Here is a 16661-nt window from a genome sequence, read left to right on the forward strand (position 1 = left end):
TGCTTTCCCGTTCAGGAGTGTTCGCCATGTATAACAGGATTCTGGTCGCGGTCGACGGCAGCGACACCTCGTCGCGCGCGCTGGCGGCCGCCGTCGAACTGGCGCGCGAGTCGAGCGCGCAACTGCAGCCGCTCTATGTGGTCGACGTGCCGCTGATGGTCTACGACGTGCCCGCCTATGACCCGTCCTATGTGCGCAACGCGCTCGTCGAGGAAAGCGGGCGCGTGCTCGCCGACGCCGCCGCGCGGATGGCCGGCGCGGGCGTGAAAGGCTCGCCGCGCATGATCGAAACCGACCTGACGGGCGACGACATCGCGCACCGCATCCGGCTCGCCGCGGACGAGTTCGACGCCGACCTCGTGGTGATGGGCACGCACGGCCGGCGCGGCGTGCGGCGGCTGATGCTCGGCAGCGTCGCCGAACGTTTTCTGCGCATCGCCAACCGTCCGGTGCTGCTGATCTCCGCGCATTGCGCATCCCCCGCGGCGAGCGCGGCTGACGCCACCCCGCCCGCGAGCGAATCGGTCAAGGAGCCGTCATGAACCGCACAACGCTGCTGGTGCATCTCGACGACAGCGCCCGTGCCGCTGCCCGGCTCGACTATGCGCTCGCGCTGGCATGAAGCGGGCGTTTCACGGACAATGAACGCAAACACACACTTTCCGCGCGGTGTTTCCGCGGCCTGCGGCCACATGAATCACGGAATCACCCGGAACCAGCGTGTTTGCCGCGCGCACCGCTGCACCGAGCTCGTCGGGCGGCGCGCCCCATTCTTGTCCGTTGTCATTCCAAAGAGGCGCACATGCCCGTTAGCGGTAAGACGCCCATGCCGCCCAGTGCCGCTTCACGCGAGCGCCTGGGCTCGCTGGCGGCCCGGCCCGCGGTCGCGGCCACGGCCGCGTTCGTCGTGACGCTGGCCGCGATGCTGGCGGCGCGGCGCTGGTTCGACCCGGTGTTGTTCATTTGCGTCGCCGCCGCCCTGCTTCTGGCCACGAGCGCGTTCCTGCTCGTGCGCGCGCGTCGCGACGGGTCGTCCGCACACAGCGAGGCAAGCCCCGGAAGCAGCCACGCCGGCGTGAACGAGGCTCGCATGATGGCGATCATCCGCTCCTCGATGGAAGCGGTCATCACCATCGACGAACAGCAGCGCATCGTCATCTTCAATCCGATGGCGGAACAGGTGTTCGGCTGTTCCGCCATGGACGCGATCGGCTCCTCGCTCGACCGCTTCATCCCGCAACGGTTTCGCGCGGCCCATTCGCGGCATGTCGAGCAGTTCGGCGAGACAGGCGTGTCGGACCGGCAGATGGGCAGGCAGCGGCTGTTATCGGGCTTGCGCGCCAACGGCGAGGAATTCCCGCTGGAGGCGTCGATCTCGCAGATCCGCGACGGCAACACGCGCCTTTACACGGTGATGCTGCGTGACGTCACGGAACGCGTCAGGGCGGAGCGCGCGCAGCAGCAGGCGCGCGAGGAGCTGCGCGAACTGTCGGCCAATTTGCAGAACATCCGCGAAGACGAGAAAACGCGCATCGCGCGCGAACTGCACGACGATCTCGGCCAGCAACTCACCGCGCTGAAAATGGACATCTCGTCGGTCGAGCAGGCGCTGGATGCGTCGGCGAGCGCGCCGGTGCGTGAACAACTGCAAGGCATGCGCCGGCTGATCGACATGACGGTGGCCTCGGTGCGGCGCATCGCCGCCGATCTGCGGCCGGTCATGCTCGACGACCTCGGGTTGATTCCTGCGATCGAATGGCTCGCGAACGACTTCACCAACCGCTACGGCATCGACGTGGAGCGCGACATCGAAACCGGCGACGCGCGCTTCACGCCGGCGGGCGCCACCGCGCTGTTCCGCATCGTGCAGGAAGCGCTCACCAATGTCGCGCGCCATGCCGACGCCACGCTGGTCACGCTGAGCCTGCGCGCGGCGGAACAGACCTTCGTGCTGCGCATCGCCGACAACGGCCAGGGCGCGCAGCAGGCAGCCGAGCCGGCCGGCAAGTCGTTCGGCTTGCTCGGCGTGCGCGAACGCGCGCACATGCTGGGCGGCGCGGTCGACATTCATACGGCGCAAGGCGAAGGCTTCGTGCTGAGCGTCACCATTCCGGCGGAAACCGTGCAAATGCAGGAGATGCAAACATGACCCGCGTCCTGATCGCCGACGACCATGCGCTGGTGCGCGACGGTCTGCGCCATATCCTGGAGGGCGCAAGCGGCTTCGAAGTGGTCGGCGAAGCGAACGACAGCCCGAGCACCGTCGCGCTGATCCGCGAGCGGGCCGCCGACGTGCTGGTGCTCGATCTGTCCATGCCCGGCCGCAACGGCGTCGAGTTGATCAAGCAGATCAAGGAAGAAAAGCCGACGCTGCGCATTCTCGTGCTGACCATGCACGCCGAGCAGCAATACGCGGTGCGCGCGTTCAAGGCCGGCGCGTCCGGTTATCTGACGAAAGAAAGCGCGAGCGCCGAGCTGGTGGCCGCCGTGACCAAGGTCGCCGCGGGCGGTGTCTACGTGAGCCTCGCGATGGCCGAGCGGTTCGCGCAGAGCCTGAACGAACCCACCGATCTGCTGCCGCATCAGCGTCTGTCCGATCGGGAATTCGACGTGTTGAAGCGCATCGCCACCGGTCAGACGATCACCGAGATCGCGGCCGAACTGTGCGTGAGCGCCAAGACCGTGAGCACCTATAAGACGCGCATCCTCGAGAAAATGCAGATGCCGCACGACGCCGCGCTGGTGCGCTATGCGATGCGTCACAAGCTGGTCAGCGACGAGGACGACATCTAAACGCCCGCGTGACTCGCATCGGCTTGCGGGTCACAACGCGCACGGACCCCGCCGCCGCGCGTTTTCGCTCCTGCCGCCCATCGCGACCCACCGCGCACTCCGCGCACTTAGCGCACTCGCCGATCCCCGCTCCGCTCCACCCGCTGTAGGAAACGCCCTACAGCGCCTCCCTCTCGCCTACTCGAAGTTCATTCGACGCCGATTTCATTTAGATACGGCGCGACCGATACTTCGAGCCATGAACTCAAGCACTGACCACCCCGCCCTGCGCGTCTTTCTCGTCGACGATGCCGCATTGGTGCGGCACCGTATCGCCGCGCTGTTCGGCGCGCTCGACGGCGTCGAGATCGTCGGCGAAGCCGAGGAGCCCGGCGCGGCATTCGCGGGCATCGCCGCCGGCGCGGCCGATCTGGTCGTGACGGAACTGCATCTGAACGGCGGCACCGGCATGGAGTTGCTCGCGTTGCTTGCCCAACGCATGCCGCATGTGATCGTCATGGTGCTGACGAACCGTTCAGGCGCCTGGTTCCGGCGCGCATGCCTCGCGAGCGGCGCTCACTACTTTTTCGACAAGACCAGCGAATTCAATCTAGCGCGCAACGCGATCCAGCGGATCGCCGGCGAACATCGCGCGCGCACCCTTCCTCAACCTGGAGCACATCATGTCTGACGTTGCCGTCTATTCCGTCACGTCGCCCTCGCTTAAGATCCGGCAAGCCTCGCCCGCTCCCGCTCCCGCAGCCGAGCCGGCAACCGCACGGGCGCCGCGCAACGACGCGGTACGTTGCACGGCCTGCTCGATGCGCTCCATCTGCATGCCGCAAGGGCTGACATCCGAGGAATTGCAACGGATGGAATCGCTCATCTGCCCGTCCCGGACCATCAAGCAGGGCGAGACCCTCTACCGCGCGAACGATTCGTTTCAGAGCATCTATGCGGTACGCGCCGGCTCGTTCAAGACGGTCGTCATGCATCGCGACGGCCGCGAGCAGGTGACCGGTTTTCATCTCGCCGGCGACTCGCTGGGACTGGACGGGGTGTGCTCCGGCCACCATAGTTGCGACGCCGTGGCGCTCGAGGACAGCAAGGTCTGCATCATCCCGTTCCATCTGCTCGAAGCCATGTGCCGCGAGGTCAAGGCCGTCCAGCAGCACCTGCACCGGATGATGGGCGGCGAGATCGTGCGCGAATCGTCACAGATGCTGCTGCTCGGCACCATGTCCGCCGACCAGCGGGTGGCGACGTTCCTGCTGAACATGTCGGACCGCCTGCGGCTGCGCGGGTATTCGCCGGCGGAATTTCATCTGCGCATGACGCGCGAGGAAATCGGCAGCTACCTGGGCATCAAGCTCGAAACGGTGAGCCGGATGCTCTCCAGGTTCCAGCGCGACGGACTGGTCGACATACGCGGCAAGGATATCCGGATCGTGGATCACGCGGGCCTCGTGCGGGTGTGATTCCGGGGTTGATCCGCAGTGCGGTTTTCGCCCGAACGCACCGCAAAACGCGGGGCGACGCGGACCACGCCCGAACCGCTCACGCTAGCGAATGCTGAGCACGGCCGCGCCCGTCAGTCTGCCGTCACGCAGGTCGCTCAGCGCGCGGTTGGCATCCGTCAGCGGATAAGTCGTCGTTTCGATCGTGAGGCGCGTCTCGTGCGCGATGCGCATGAAGGCGAGCCCGTCGTCGCGCGTCAGATTGGCGACCGACACCACGCGCCGCTCGCCCCACAGGAACGCGTACGGGAACGACGGAATATCGCTCATGTGAATTCCGCCGCACACCACCACACCGCCTTTCGCCACCGCTTGCAGGGCTTGCGGAACAAGCGCGCCGACCGGCGCGAACAGCAACGCGGCATCCAGTTCGTCGGGCGGCGTCTCATCGCTGCCGCCCGCCCAGGCCGCGCCGAGACGCAGCGCGAGTTGCCGGGCCGCATCGTCGCCCGGACGCGTCAACGCGTACACCGTGCGCTGCTGATGACGCGCGACCTGCGCGACGATATGCGCCGCCGCGCCGAAACCGTAGATGCCGATCCGCCGCGCGTCGCCCGCCATGCTCAAGGTGCGATAGCCGATCAGGCCGGCGCACAGCAGCGGCGCCGCCTCGATATCCGTGTAGTGCTCCGGCAGATGAAAGCAGTAGCGGCTGTCGGCGACGGTGCGCTCGGCGTAACCGCCGTCGATCGTATAACCGGTGAAGCCGGCCTCGTCGCAGAGATTTTCGCGCGCCGACAGGCAGTAGCGGCAATGCCCGCAGGTGCGGCCCACCCACGGCACCCCCACCCGGTCGCCGACGACGAAGCCCGTCACGCCCGCGCCGAGTTCGGCCACCGTGCCGACGATTTCATGGCCCGGAATCACGGGCTGTTTTGGGTGCTCCAGCTCATGGTCGATCAGATGGAGATCGGTGCGGCACACGCCGCAGGTATGAACATCGATCAGGATCTGCCCAGGGCCTGGCGTCGGATCAGGCATATCCCGCTCACGCAGCGACGACGCGCTGCCGTCGAATACCATCGCACGCATCAGAGTCTCCTCGAACCGGGGCGGCCGGCGCATCGAAACGCATCGAAACGCATCCGAACGCATTGAAACAGGCCGCGCGCCCGGCCGCCTCACGCGAAGTCAGTCGCAAAAGCGGAAATACCCGCTGTGCATGAGCACCGGCTTGGCGCCGATTTCGTGCAGCAGTTGCGTTGCCGCGTGTTCGATCGGATGCCGGTTCGAGTCGAATGCGGCGATCAGATCGTCCTCACGCAGCGACGCGGCGCCGAAATGATCCTCGAGCGCTTCCGCGGTGATCGCGCACTGCACGCGCACGCCATCCACCTCGGCCGGAAACGCGACGACGAGATCGCGCGCGCAATATTCCGGACGTTCCTCGGGAAAATGAATCTTCATCATCACCACCTGGTTCCTTGCGCAGAATGCGAGGCTTGGGCGGCGTCTCCGCCCACCCGCGCATCGCGCACCACGCGTCGAGGCGGCCCGGTCCGTGGGTCGCCCCGCCCCGCACCGCCTGTCATCAGCATAGGAGCCTGGCGCGATTCGTCAAACTCAGGCCCTGCGTCCTCGTTGACCGAGGTCAATCGCACCCGGAGCGCGGCCCTTACACTGGGTTCATCCCCGTCGCCAAGGAGCGCGTGCCGTGAACGTCCTGTCCAGAAACTATCTGGTGGCATGTGCCGGGTTCGTGCTGGCCGCCGCCGCGCACGCCGCGCCGGAACCGGCCGCGCTGGTCGATCAGCATCACTGCATGTTTTGCCACACGCGCGATGCGCCGTTCCTCGCGCCGTCGTTTCAGCAGATCGCCGAGCGTTACCGCGACGTGCCGAACGCGCAGTTCATGCTCGAACACAAGCTGCGGCTCGGCGGCAAGGCGCATTGGGGCGATACGCCGATGCCGCTGCCGGCCGACCGCGGCGGCCCGCTGTCCCCGGAGGACGCGCACACGCTGGTGCAGTGGGTGTTGAGTCAATGACCCGCTTTTGAATCATGACTTCCGCGGTCTGCTCCGCCTGAACCGGACCGCCCGTTTCGGAGAATTTTCATGCGCCTCACTGTCCACCTCGACGCCTTCGACTGTACCCGCCCGATGGCATTTGCAATCCTCTGGCTGGACAAGGACACGCGGCAATGGTCGCGCGAAGGCCACCACGGGCTCGACCTGCCCGAATGGGGCACGCTGCGGGTGGATGGCGGCAATACCCTTATGTGCGGCCCGCGCGACGCGACGCCCCTCTGCGTGCTCGAAGGCCTCAGTCTGAAAGACTGCAGCGGGCCGTTCGAAGGCGAGACCGGACGCGCGCAGTGCTGCGCGGAACGCGGCCGCCTCCTGATGACCGGCCACTGGCATGTGCAGTGTGTCGACAACGAGCAGGCGCAGCCGGAACACGGCTTGTTCGCTGCCGGCGAGGAAGCGTAACGAAGCAGCGTAAAACGCCGGCTGGCGCCGGCCACCCGCTCGCGGCGCGGCGACGATCGCCCCGCGCTTACCCTACGTTTACATATCGCCGTTGCGCGTCGGATTGAGCAAGAGCACAAAGCACGCGACACCGCCAATCACGGCCGCGACACCGTAGTGGAAGAACTGCGGCGCATCGAACAGCAAACCGCGGATCGACGCAGCAATGCCCGCCAACGCCACGAATACGGCAATGGCCGAAAAAACGATTCTGCTTTCTGAGCGGACCATGATGCCCTCCACGGAGCCTGGACGGAGTGATAAAGACATCATCGCTCTCGCGGGCTGATTTCGCTTGACCGATATCAACATAGTCGGCATGCGCCGGAAAGAACACGAAACCGGCAGGCCATGGCGTCTCCCCGATGACCTCGCGAAGCCCGATGCGCTCGTCGCATCGCGGATGCAATTGGCCGCTTTTCCGTGTAAGGCAATCCTGATTCCCATATAGGGAATCCCTGTTTTTTTCATTGCGCCTTTGTATTAATGCAATTGAAAATCGGCGACCGGTCCGATCCAATAAAATAGCGTCCGGTTTTGCTCTTCAGAACCCGTCGTCGTGGCCGTATACCTTGGATATGCGCTTGGATACGCGCTTGGACACGTGCCTCTTATCGCTCGACAGGATTGGAGCGATATCCGAATTCCATTCATCGCAGCAGCACGAGCCGCGCATTCATGTAAGCGAATGGAAAGCGAATGCCGGCAAATCAGTTTTATACGAATTAACGCGTATGTCGCAAATCGCGAGTCATTGAACCGCAGCACGAATAAGCCACGATGATGTCGTTCGCCGGCGCATGCCGGCAACACGGATCGCGGCCGCAAAAGCAAACGTTTGCCAACCATCGGCGGCCACCGCAAGGGTTCATGAACCCACCCCGGAGCCGTCCCAATCAGGAGCGGAGAAGCGCATGAAGCGGGCGAAATCGAGCAAGGCCGTTGCACCAGAGGCACACATGAATTCAGCTTCGCCTGAACCGTGGTTTGAACCATCGGACAGCCTCGCCAACGAGGCGGATATCGCCGAAGGCATGTCGCGCCGCACCTTCCTCTACAGCCTCGGCGCGTTGGCGCTGTCCGCCTGCGGCGGCGGCGCGGAAGGCGGCGCGTCCGCTGCGGCCTCGGCGCAGTCGTCGACCCAATCATCGGCGCAATCGTCGACCCGGTCGACGCAAGCCGTGGCGAACAGCGCGTCATCCGGCGCATTCGTGCATCCCGGCCTGCTGCATACCCAAACCGACTTCGACCGGATGAGCCAGAAGGTCGCGGCGCAAGCGTCGCCGTGGGTCGACAGCTGGAACATCCTGATCGCGAACAGTCACGCGAGCCTGTCATGGACGCCGCGTCCGCAAGCGGTGGTCTACCGCGGCGACGACGGCGTTCACCCGCAGAACTACTCGCTGCTGTTCAACGACATCGCGGCCGCCTACGCGTGCGCGCTGCGCTGGAAAGTGACGGGCAACACGGCGTATGCGGACAAGTCGGTGCAGATCATGAACGCGTGGTCCTCGACGTTGACCGGCCTCGGCGGCTCCACGGACGTCGATCTCGCGGCCGGCATCTACGGCTATGAATTCGCCAACGCCGGCGAAATCATGCGCACGTATTCAGGCTGGGCCGCCGCCGACCTCGCGCGCTTCCAGGCGATGATGCGCAACATCTTCTATCCGATCAATCACGACTTCCTCAACCGGCACAACAACACCCAGGCGACCCACTATTGGGCCAACTGGGATTTGTGCAACATGGCGTCGATCATGGCGATCGGCGTGCTATGCGACGACCAGGCCCTGTTCGACGAAGCCGTGTCCTACTTCAAGAGCGGCGCGGGCAACGGCGCGATCTTCAACGCGGTGTACTACGTGCACCCCGGCTATCTCGGTCAATGGCAGGAATCGGGACGCGACCAGGGGCACAACACGCTCGGCATCGCGCTCGGCGGCGCGATCTGCGAGATGGCCTGGAACCAGGGCGTGGACCTCTACGGCTACGACAACAACCGCTTCCTGATGGGCGCGGAATACGTCGCCAAAGGCAACCTGATCGAATCGGGCACGACGTATTACACCGTGCCCTATGTGCGCTACAACAATGTCGACAACGTCAATCAGACGGTGTTCTCGACCGCCTCTCAAGGCACGATCCGGCCCTGCTGGGCGCTGGTGTACAACCACTACGTCAACCGCAAGGGCCTGGCCGCGCCGTATACGCAGAAATTCGCGGCGCTGGTTCAACCGGAAGGCGGCGGCGGCAACTACGGCCCGAACAGCGGCGGTTACGACCAGCTCGGCTACGGCAGCCTCACCTGCACGCGCGATCCGATCGCGAGCGGCGCGGCGCCGAGCGGACTCACCGCGACCGTCAGCGCGGGGCAAGTCATCCTGTCGTGGTGGGGGACCGCCTATGCGACGAGCTACAACGTGAAGCGCGGCAGCACGGCGGGCGGTCCGTACACGTCGATTGCGAGCGGCGTCACGGATCTGCTCAGTTACACGGACAGCGCCGTGGCGGCCGGCACCTGGTACTACGTCGTCACGGCCACGACGCCGTCCGGCGAAACGGCCGCGTCGAACGAGGCGGTGGCGGTCACCGCGGTGCAACTGCAAACGTGGCTCGCCTTCGACGAAACGAGCGGCACGAGCGCGGCCGATTCGAGCGGCAACGGCCATGCCGGCACGCTCGTCGGCGGGGCGAGCCGGGTGCCCGGCAAGAAAGGCAATGCCGTTTCGCTCGACGGCAGCACCGGCTATGTCAGCTTGCCCGGCGACCTGGTCGCCGACGTAGCCGACTTCACGATCGCGGCCTGGGTCTACTGGAACGCGGCGCGAACCTGGGAGCGCGTGTTCGACTTCGGCGCCGGCACGGGCCGCTACATGATGCTGACGCCGCGCGCCAACAACGGGCTCGCGCGCTTTGCGATCACCTTGAACGGTGGGGCCGGCGAGCAGGATATCAACGGCAATGTGGCCCTGCCCACCGGACAGTGGGCGCACGTCGCGGTGACGTTGTCGGGCGGCGTCGGCACGCTGTACCTGAACGGCGCCGCGATCGGCACCAACACGGCGATGTCGTTCGCGCCGTTCCGCCTGGAAAGCACGAGCCAGAACTGGATCGGCCGCTCGCAATTCGCCGATCCGTATTTCAACGGCTCGATCGACGAGTTCCGCGTCTATCGCAACGCGCTCAGCGCCGAGCAGATCACGGCATTGATCTCCGCGTAGCGACGGGCCGGCATCTCGACGGGCACCTCCTCGACGCAGCGTCAGCATTGAGCGCCCCGCCTCGGGCGCATTCAATGCGCGCTGCGTTGATTCAGGTCAATCCCTGGGTTGCGTTCAGGAACAACATGCAACGCATGGGCCGCGCGTGAGCGGCACTTGGGCCGCGCATGAACCATGCATTACGCGGCTCAAAAAATCGCGAACTGGCGCGCGATTTGCTTTAAGCGATGTGCCCATACGGTTCTGGCGATCGACCAGACCTGACCAGCAGGAGGAGACAAATGCGCGATGCCGTTCATCACGCCATGACCCCAATCGCCCCGCATGAAGCGGGCTGGCTCACGCCATCCATTCAGAAGTCCCACGAGCGTTCGCAGACGTTCGGCCTCAGTGCCTTGATGCGGCCCGACTACGACGTCCTGCCGGCCGCGGAACTCGCGTTGCGGCTGGAACAGAGCCGCATTCTGTGCGCGCATGCCACGCCGGTGATGGAAACGCTGCATGAGCAGATCGTCAACACGCAAAGCATGATCGTGCTGACCGACGCCGAAGGGCTGATTCTTCATTCGATCGGCGACGACGAGTTTTTGCGCCGCGCGGAGAAGGTGGCGCTGCGCCCCGGCGCGAATTGGGCCGAGGACCGCCAGGGCACCAACGCGATCGGCACCGCGATCGCCGAATGCTCGCCGACCGTCGTGCATGGCGAGCAGCACTATCTGGCGGCCAACCGCTTTCTGACCTGTTCGAGCGTGCCGATCCTCGATCCGTATGGCGATCTGATCGGCGTGCTCGACGTGAGCGGCGACCATCGCAGCTACCATCAACACACGATGGCGCTCGCCAAGATGTCCGTGCAGATGATCGAGAATCATCTGTTCACCAATACCTTCCGCGAGACCTTGCGGATCGCCTTTCACGGCCGGCCGGAGTTTCTCGGCACGCTGATGGAAGGCATCGCCGCGTTCACCTGCGACGGCCGCTTCCTGTCCGCCAACCGCAGCGCGCAGTTCCAGTTGGGCCTGCCGCTCACCGCCTTGCGCGCGCATACGCTGTTCTCGTTGTTCGGCCTGACGAGTCCGCAGTTGATCGACCGTCTGCGTGCGGGCGGCGACCGGAATCTGTCGTTGAATCTGCATAACGGCGCGGTGGTTTGCGCGCGCGTCGAATTCCGCCGCGCCACGCTCGCCGAGGACGGCGTGCCGCCGCCTGCGCCGCGCGCGGAGAAGCCCGCGCCGCGCCCCGACGCGCCGCCGCCGGCGGTGGCCGCGGGCGCGCTGTCGAGACTGAGCTATCTGGACACCGGCGATCCGCAGATTGCCACGGTCATCACCAAGGTCCGCAAGGTGCTCGGCAAGGACATCCCCATTCTGATCACCGGCGAGACGGGCACCGGCAAGGAACTGCTCGCGCAGGCGATCCACAACGATTCGCCGCGCAGGTCGGGGGCGTTCGTCGCGGTGAACTGCGCTTCGATACCGGAAAGCCTGATCGAATCCGAACTGTTCGGCTATGAAGAAGGCGCCTTCACCGGCGCGCGCCGCAAGGGCGCCGCCGGCAAGCTGCTGCAGGCGAACGGCGGCACGCTATTTCTCGACGAGATCGGCGACATGCCCTACCCGCTCCAGGTGCGGCTGCTGCGCGTGTTGCAGGAGCGTCTCGTCAATCCGCTCGGCTCGACCAAATCGATTCCCGTGGATATCGCGATCATCTGCGCGACCCATCGCGATCTGCGCGACATGATCGCGCAGAACTGTTTCCGCGAGGACTTGTATTACCGCCTGAACGGTCTGGTGGTGAAACTGCCGCCGCTGCGCGAGCGCACGGACCTGCTAGCCGTGATCCAGAAGATGCTGCATTGCGCATCGCTCGATGAGCCCGACGGCCGGCGTCTGAGCGTCGCCGCCGACGTGATGGCGCTGTTCGAGCAGTGCGCGTGGCCGGGCAACTTTCGTCAGCTCGGCAATCTTCTGCGCACCGCGGCCGCAATGGTGGACGAGGACGGCGAGATTCGCCGCGAGCATTTGCCCGACGACTTCTTCGACGACTTGCGCTGCGCCCCGTCGCCCAGCGCGCGCCCCGCCGAAGCCGCTCCCTTGCAGGGCGAGCGCTTGCGCGACGTCACCACCAGCGCGATCGCCGCGGCCATCGCGCAGCATCGCGGCAACGTGTCGGCGGCGGCCCGCGCGCTGGGCGTGTCGCGCAATACCATCTACCGCAAATTGCCGGCGCTAGCCAGCACGGATGACACCGCGGGCGAGGCCTGACAGCGGGCAGAGCGCTACGGACCTCGCGCGACGGCACGTGTTCAACGGTGTTCCATATTGCAACAGGCGTGTTCTTCGATTGAACAGCGCGCGGTTCAGCGCTGCGCTGTTCGACGCGCCAGATCCGCGCAAGCAGCAAGCAAAAGCGGTTGATGCCGCGTTGATTCCAACGGCCGCGTTATCGCTGCGCGGCTAACCGCTTCGATACTCCGTTTCGCTCCATCCGGCATGGACATTGCGTTTAATGACGCGGCCGCTTAGCTTTAACCATGCGGTTTTTCCCATCACATGCCATACCCCAGGAGACAGCCATGCAGTGGACCACCCCCGCCTATACCGATCTTCGCTTCGGTTTTGAAGTCACGATGTACATCGCCGTTCGCTGAAGCAACGATGAAGCGCGGCGCGCACGTTGCAAGTCGTCATCGTGCGCGGCGGCGCCCTGCTCATCGTTCAGCCACACCCCGCTTCCCATGACCGCCCCGAACATCCGGCGCTACCTCAGCTTGCGGCCGCGCCTGCGCGCGATATTCCGCCTGCAATGGGAAGCCGGGCAGCATGCCTACGTGTTGCTCCATCCCGAAGGTCGGGTGACGCTCAATCCGAGCGCGGGCGAAATTCTCTCGCGCTGCGATGGCACGCGCGAACTGGACGACATCATCGGTGAACTGGAGGATCTGTTTCGCGCGTCCGATCTGGCCGCCGATGTCTATCGCTTCATCGACCATGCACGGCAACGCGGCTGGCTCGATTGACTCGATTGACTCGATTGACAGGGGTTGATGCGGGCATCGTGGGAGGGCCGAGCGGTCTTTGCTCTTGCAGGTCGTTAGGGCGGCTGTTGGTACGGCTCACCCGACCTCTCGCATCGCGTGTGTTTTCATGCGCCGCGCACGGCATCTTCTCTAACACGCAATCGCTCTTGAACCCGCCCCCCGGCGCTCGCCGCGCAACCACACGGCGAGCGCCGGGCCTTCGCACTATTGCGCGGCGCGCGCGTTGAGCGGCGTCGTCGACGCTTTCGCGGCGTCGTCGGTCAGCTTCGTCTTGCCGGCTCCATAGCCGTTCGAATACAGCAGGAACGCCATGATGTCGGCGTAATCCTGCGGCTTCATCTTGCCGGGACGATCCGCCGGCATATTGCTCGCCATGTAGCCGTACACCCCGCCGATCGTGAGCTTCGCATTCGCGGCCGGCGCGAACGACGGCCCGCGCAGCGCGGGCGCATTCAGCCCTTGCAGATCGGGACCGTGGCACTTCGCGCACGAACTGGAGTACAGCGTCTTGCCGTGCGCGACCTGGGCGCGGTCGAAGCCGGGCGCCTCGGCGGGTGCGCTCGCATCGACCTTGACAAAGCGGCCTTGCGGCGACTCGCGGCCGCCCGCGCGCATCATCCGCCCCACGTCGTTGCCGCGCGCGGGGCCGTCGCGATAGGCGAACGTGGCCGCCGGTCGCGCGGCGGCCAGCGCCGTTTCCGGCAAACGCCATGCGCGGGTCAAGGCGGCGAGCCTGCCGTCGGCGGCCATCTTCTCCAGCGCGGCGTCGATACGCGGGCGCAACGCGGCGCCGTTCGTGCCGAACGCGAAGGTCAGATGCCAGTCCGCATACGGCGAGTGCGTGCCGGCGATCTGGAAATGCCGCTCGGGATGCGCGATCGAATAAGCGACGACCGCCGGATACCAGACGATCGCGCGCCGCGCATGGCCGCGTGCCACGGCATCGACGGTCAGTTCCGCCGTGTTCTCCAGGTCGAGTTCGATACCGGGTTGCTGCACGGCGATCAGTTGCGCGGGACTCGCGTAAGTCGCCGCGACCACTTCGGCGTCGCCGGCCTGCGCCGACGAGCCGCGCGACGTGACGCTCACATACCCGGACTGTAGATAACCGCGCGAGAACGTGAGCTTGCTGGCGGCGCCGTCCGCGACCTCGGAGCGCGGGAAGCCCGCGATCACGTCGCATTTGCGCGCCAACGCCTTGTCGAGTTCCTTTAGCGACACGCCGTCGTCGTCGCTGCTGGCGAAGCCGCCCGGCGCGAGCGACAGTGCGATGCCGGCGGTGCGGAACGCTTCGCGCGCCACCGCCTCGTCGAGCGCCGTGGAGGGACTGCCGGGGAACGTGCAGACGCGCACGCTGGCCGTCCCGGCAAGAGCGGAGTGAGGCGCGAGCGCGCCGGTCGCCAGCAACGCGCTGGCGAGAGCAAACGAATGGAGTGAAGTCTTCATGATCCTGCTTTCCGGAAAAGGCCCGGCCGCCACGACCGCAGGGCGCACGCAAGCTGCGTGGCGCAAACCGGCGCGGCGGCCATGTGGAGTTCAACCCTTGTTGAGCGCGAACACGTACAGCGTGCCGCCGCGTGGCACCTTGTCCGCCGCCTTGGACATCGGGCCGCCCCAGATCGGATTGGCGCCGCCGTAGCCGGCGAGGATCGCGACGTACTCGCGGCCGTCGACCTCGAACACCGACGGTTGCGCGATGATCCCGCTCGCGAGTTTCGGGCTTTTCCACAGCACCTTGCCCGTCGTCACGTCGAACGCATACAGGTAGCCGTCGAGCGAGCCGCTAAATGCCAGGCCGCCCGCGGTGGTCGCCACGCCGCCGTTCCACGGCAGCTTGCTCCAGTGGCTCCAGAGCTTCTTGCCGGTATCGACGTCGATGGCCTGCAACTCGCCGTAACCCTTGCTGCCGGGCTCAGGCTTGATCTCGAAGCCCTCGCCGAGATATGGCAGCCCCTCCATGTAATTGACCGACTTGCCGGACAGCGACATGCACGCATGCAGCGCGGGCACGATCGCGATGTGCTTTTGCGGATCGTATGACACCGACCACCAGTTCTTGCCGCCAAGGAAACTCGGGCAGGTTTCGATCGTCGTGCCGGCCTTCGGATACTTCGACTTGTCCTGGATCGGCGCGCCGTCCTCCGTATAGCCCGTCACCGAGGTCGCCTTGACGAAGGGCTTCGCGTAGATCAGCTTGCCGGTGCCGCGATCGATCGCATGGAAATAGCCGTTGCGGTCGGCGTGGATGATCGCGTCGTAATCCTTGTCCTGATACTTGATATTGGCGAGCACCGGTGTGTTGACGCCGTCGTAGTCCCACGTATCGTTTTTCGTGTACTGGTAGTGCCATTTGAGATCGCCGTTTTTCGGATCGAGCGCGAGCAGCGAGTCGGAGTACAGGTTGTCGCCCGGACGCAGATCGGCGAGCCACGGCCCAGGATTGCCGACGCCCCAGTACAGCGTTTTCGACGCGGCGTCGTAAGTGCCCGTCAGCCAGGCCGGCGCGCCGCCATGCTCCTGCATGCCCTTCGGCCATGTGTCGGCGTGCTTCTCGCCGGCTGCGGGGACGGTAAAGCGCTTCCACAGCACCTTGCCGTCGGCGGGATCGAGCGCGGCGATGAAGCCGCGCGCGCCGTATTCGCCGCCTGCGCTGCCGACCACCAGCGCGCCGTCGAGCGCGAGCGGCGCGAGGGAGAACGCGTAGCCGAGGCCCGGCTCGAACATCGACTTGCGCCAGGCGAGCGCGCCGGTTTGCGCGTCGAGCGAGACGACCTCGCCGTTGAGCATCGCGACATAAACGTTCTTGCCGTACAGCGCCACGCCGCGGTTGATCACGTCGCAGCATGCGGTCTTGAACGACTCGGCGCCGAGCTTGGGCTCGAATTTCCAGAGCTGCTTGCCGGTCGCGGCATCGAATGCGTACACGTTGTCTTTCGGCGTGGTCACGAAGAGATAGCCGCCATTGACGATCGGCGTCGCCTCGAAACCTTGCTGCAGATCGGCCGGAAACTTGTAGCTCCAGACCTGCTTGAGTCCCTTCACGTTGGACGTGTCGATCTGCTTGAGCGGCGAATGCGCCTGGCCGTTGTAGGTGCGGTAATACGTGAGCCAGCCGGGGTCGCTCTGCGCCGCCGTCAACCGCTCGTACGTGACCGGCGGATAGTCGGCCGCTCCCGCCGCTGATCCCGCTGCCGAGGCGAGCATCAGACCGATCGCCGTGGCGATGCTCATCGCGAGCGCCGTGGGCCGCGTCGCCGAAATTGGACGTGCTTTCATCCTTGTCTCCTGTGTGGACCGGCGTTCGCGCTTTCGAGCGTGACGCCGGTCCCATGCAGATTGCTGTGGAATTATTCGACGCGAGGCCATGCGGGCGGCGTCATCGTCTAGTGAACGCAGACTGGCTGCTGACCGTTCAAGGCAAGTCGCATGCCATTGGGACGCGGCGTCTCGGGAAGCCTTGACGGCGCGTGAAAAGGAACAGGGGTGCTCGTGTGACAGCTTGCCGCGGCGTGCCTCGCGGTGTTGCACGCTGGCGCAAGCAAAAGGGGAATGTGTTGCTAAAGAGGACAGTTATCGGCCGCGAATCGGCCGCGAGAAGAAGACAGCGCGGGATCAGCGTCGGCGGGCCGGGAATCGGG

General features: G+C 65.6%; 16 protein-coding genes. 11 read left to right on the forward strand and 5 right to left on the reverse strand.

Annotated features, from left to right (window positions below; genetic code table 11):
• Positions 1-26: 26 nt before the first annotated feature.
• From ACOCG7_RS20950 to fnr, 5 genes are all read left to right on the forward strand, one after another.
• Positions 27-542 (forward strand): universal stress protein, encoded by a 516-nt coding sequence (locus ACOCG7_RS20950; RefSeq protein WP_244744138.1) that lies wholly within the window; start codon positions 27-29, stop codon positions 540-542.
• 260 nt (positions 543-802) lie between these two features.
• Positions 803-2149 (forward strand): PAS domain-containing sensor histidine kinase, encoded by a 1347-nt coding sequence (locus ACOCG7_RS20955; RefSeq protein WP_244744137.1) that lies wholly within the window; start codon positions 803-805, stop codon positions 2147-2149.
• On the forward strand, positions 2146-2793 hold the full coding sequence (locus ACOCG7_RS20960) for a response regulator (protein WP_114162470.1): 648 nt from the start codon (positions 2146-2148) through the stop codon (positions 2791-2793). Before ACOCG7_RS20955 ends, ACOCG7_RS20960 begins: the two co-directional genes overlap by 4 nt.
• 238 nt (positions 2794-3031) lie before the next feature.
• Positions 3032-3463: a response regulator gene (locus ACOCG7_RS20965; protein WP_244744136.1), complete on the forward strand. Its 432-nt coding sequence runs from the start codon at positions 3032-3034 to the stop codon at positions 3461-3463.
• The gene (gene fnr, locus ACOCG7_RS20970) at positions 3456-4250 is read left to right on the forward strand and encodes a fumarate/nitrate reduction transcriptional regulator Fnr (RefSeq protein ID WP_244744135.1); all 795 of its coding nucleotides are present in this window, start codon (positions 3456-3458) and stop codon (positions 4248-4250) included. Before ACOCG7_RS20965 ends, fnr begins: the two co-directional genes overlap by 8 nt.
• A gap of 84 nt (positions 4251-4334) precedes the next feature.
• Here the strand turns inward: fnr and ACOCG7_RS20975 are convergent, their stop codons facing one another.
• Both ACOCG7_RS20975 and ACOCG7_RS20980 read right to left on the reverse strand, forming a co-directional pair.
• A complete protein-coding gene (locus ACOCG7_RS20975; RefSeq protein ID WP_244744133.1) occupies positions 4335-5321 on the reverse strand; it encodes a zinc-dependent alcohol dehydrogenase family protein in 987 nt (328 codons plus the stop codon).
• Between the two features lie 99 nt (positions 5322-5420).
• Positions 5421-5705 carry a DUF1488 domain-containing protein gene (locus ACOCG7_RS20980; RefSeq protein WP_244744131.1) on the reverse strand — a complete coding sequence of 95 codons (285 nt, stop codon included), beginning with the start codon at positions 5703-5705 and terminating at the stop codon, positions 5421-5423.
• 238 nt (positions 5706-5943) lie between these two features.
• On the opposite strand from ACOCG7_RS20980, the gene ACOCG7_RS20985 reads away from it, so the two are divergent.
• Positions 5944-6276 (forward strand): c-type cytochrome, encoded by a 333-nt coding sequence (locus ACOCG7_RS20985; protein WP_244744130.1) that lies wholly within the window; start codon positions 5944-5946, stop codon positions 6274-6276.
• Between the two features lie 69 nt (positions 6277-6345).
• Positions 6346-6720 (forward strand): DUF3564 domain-containing protein, encoded by a 375-nt coding sequence (locus ACOCG7_RS20990; protein ID WP_244744129.1) that lies wholly within the window; start codon positions 6346-6348, stop codon positions 6718-6720.
• A gap of 78 nt (positions 6721-6798) precedes the next feature.
• Here the strand turns inward: ACOCG7_RS20990 and ACOCG7_RS20995 are convergent, their stop codons facing one another.
• The gene (locus tag ACOCG7_RS20995; protein ID WP_416448068.1) at positions 6799-7230 is read right to left on the reverse strand and encodes a DUF2964 domain-containing protein; all 432 of its coding nucleotides are present in this window, start codon (positions 7228-7230) and stop codon (positions 6799-6801) included.
• Between the two features lie 488 nt (positions 7231-7718).
• Here ACOCG7_RS20995 and ACOCG7_RS21000 point away from each other — a divergent pair, with 488 nt between their 5' ends.
• From ACOCG7_RS21000 to pqqD, 4 genes are all read left to right on the forward strand, one after another.
• Positions 7719-9983, forward strand: a complete 2265-nt coding sequence (locus tag ACOCG7_RS21000) for a LamG-like jellyroll fold domain-containing protein (protein WP_416448069.1) — start codon at positions 7719-7721, stop codon at positions 9981-9983.
• Positions 9984-10264: 281 nt separating this feature from the next.
• Positions 10265-12247 (forward strand): sigma-54-dependent Fis family transcriptional regulator, encoded by a 1983-nt coding sequence (locus ACOCG7_RS21005; protein WP_244744128.1) that lies wholly within the window; start codon positions 10265-10267, stop codon positions 12245-12247.
• 311 nt (positions 12248-12558) lie between these two features.
• On the forward strand, positions 12559-12633 hold the full coding sequence (gene pqqA / locus ACOCG7_RS21010; protein ID WP_073431525.1) for a pyrroloquinoline quinone precursor peptide PqqA: 75 nt from the start codon (positions 12559-12561) through the stop codon (positions 12631-12633).
• A gap of 87 nt (positions 12634-12720) precedes the next feature.
• Positions 12721-13002, forward strand: a complete 282-nt coding sequence (gene pqqD / locus ACOCG7_RS21015) for a pyrroloquinoline quinone biosynthesis peptide chaperone PqqD (protein WP_244744127.1) — start codon at positions 12721-12723, stop codon at positions 13000-13002.
• 225 nt (positions 13003-13227) lie between these two features.
• Here pqqD and ACOCG7_RS21020 read toward each other — a convergent pair whose 3' ends face one another.
• The gene (locus tag ACOCG7_RS21020) at positions 13228-14469 is read right to left on the reverse strand and encodes a c-type cytochrome (protein ID WP_244744126.1); all 1242 of its coding nucleotides are present in this window, start codon (positions 14467-14469) and stop codon (positions 13228-13230) included.
• 90 nt (positions 14470-14559) lie between these two features.
• Complete coding sequence (locus tag ACOCG7_RS21025; RefSeq protein WP_073431497.1) at positions 14560-16299, reverse strand: methanol/ethanol family PQQ-dependent dehydrogenase; 1740 nt, start codon at positions 16297-16299, stop codon at positions 14560-14562.
• Positions 16300-16661 lie beyond the last annotated feature (362 nt).

Origin of the sequence: Paraburkholderia sp. DD10, assembly GCF_049177125.1 — a bacterium.
GTDB lineage: Bacteria > Pseudomonadota > Gammaproteobacteria > Burkholderiales > Burkholderiaceae > Paraburkholderia > Paraburkholderia terricola.

Excerpts from the sequence above, each read along its gene's own strand:
- ACOCG7_RS20960 (WP_114162470.1), top strand. The coding sequence starts at position 2,146 with ATGACCCGCGTCCTGATCGCCGACGACCATGCGCTGGTGCGCGACGGT.
- fnr (WP_244744135.1), top strand. The coding sequence starts at position 3,456 with ATGTCTGACGTTGCCGTCTATTCCGTCACGTCGCCCTCGCTTAAGATC.
- ACOCG7_RS20990 (WP_244744129.1), top strand. The coding sequence starts at position 6,346 with ATGCGCCTCACTGTCCACCTCGACGCCTTCGACTGTACCCGCCCGATG.
- ACOCG7_RS21025 (WP_073431497.1), bottom strand. The coding sequence starts at position 16,299 with ATGAAAGCACGTCCAATTTCGGCGACGCGGCCCACGGCGCTCGCGATG.
- ACOCG7_RS20995 (WP_416448068.1), bottom strand. The coding sequence starts at position 7,230 with ATGAAAAAAACAGGGATTCCCTATATGGGAATCAGGATTGCCTTACAC.
- ACOCG7_RS21005 (WP_244744128.1), top strand. The coding sequence starts at position 10,265 with ATGCGCGATGCCGTTCATCACGCCATGACCCCAATCGCCCCGCATGAA.
- pqqD (WP_244744127.1), top strand. The coding sequence starts at position 12,721 with ATGACCGCCCCGAACATCCGGCGCTACCTCAGCTTGCGGCCGCGCCTG.
- ACOCG7_RS21020 (WP_244744126.1), bottom strand. The coding sequence starts at position 14,469 with ATGAAGACTTCACTCCATTCGTTTGCTCTCGCCAGCGCGTTGCTGGCG.
- ACOCG7_RS20975 (WP_244744133.1), bottom strand. The coding sequence starts at position 5,321 with ATGCGTGCGATGGTATTCGACGGCAGCGCGTCGTCGCTGCGTGAGCGG.
- ACOCG7_RS20955 (WP_244744137.1), top strand. The coding sequence starts at position 803 with ATGCCCGTTAGCGGTAAGACGCCCATGCCGCCCAGTGCCGCTTCACGC.
- ACOCG7_RS21000 (WP_416448069.1), top strand. The coding sequence starts at position 7,719 with ATGAATTCAGCTTCGCCTGAACCGTGGTTTGAACCATCGGACAGCCTC.
- ACOCG7_RS20965 (WP_244744136.1), top strand. The coding sequence starts at position 3,032 with ATGAACTCAAGCACTGACCACCCCGCCCTGCGCGTCTTTCTCGTCGAC.
- ACOCG7_RS20950 (WP_244744138.1), top strand. The coding sequence starts at position 27 with ATGTATAACAGGATTCTGGTCGCGGTCGACGGCAGCGACACCTCGTCG.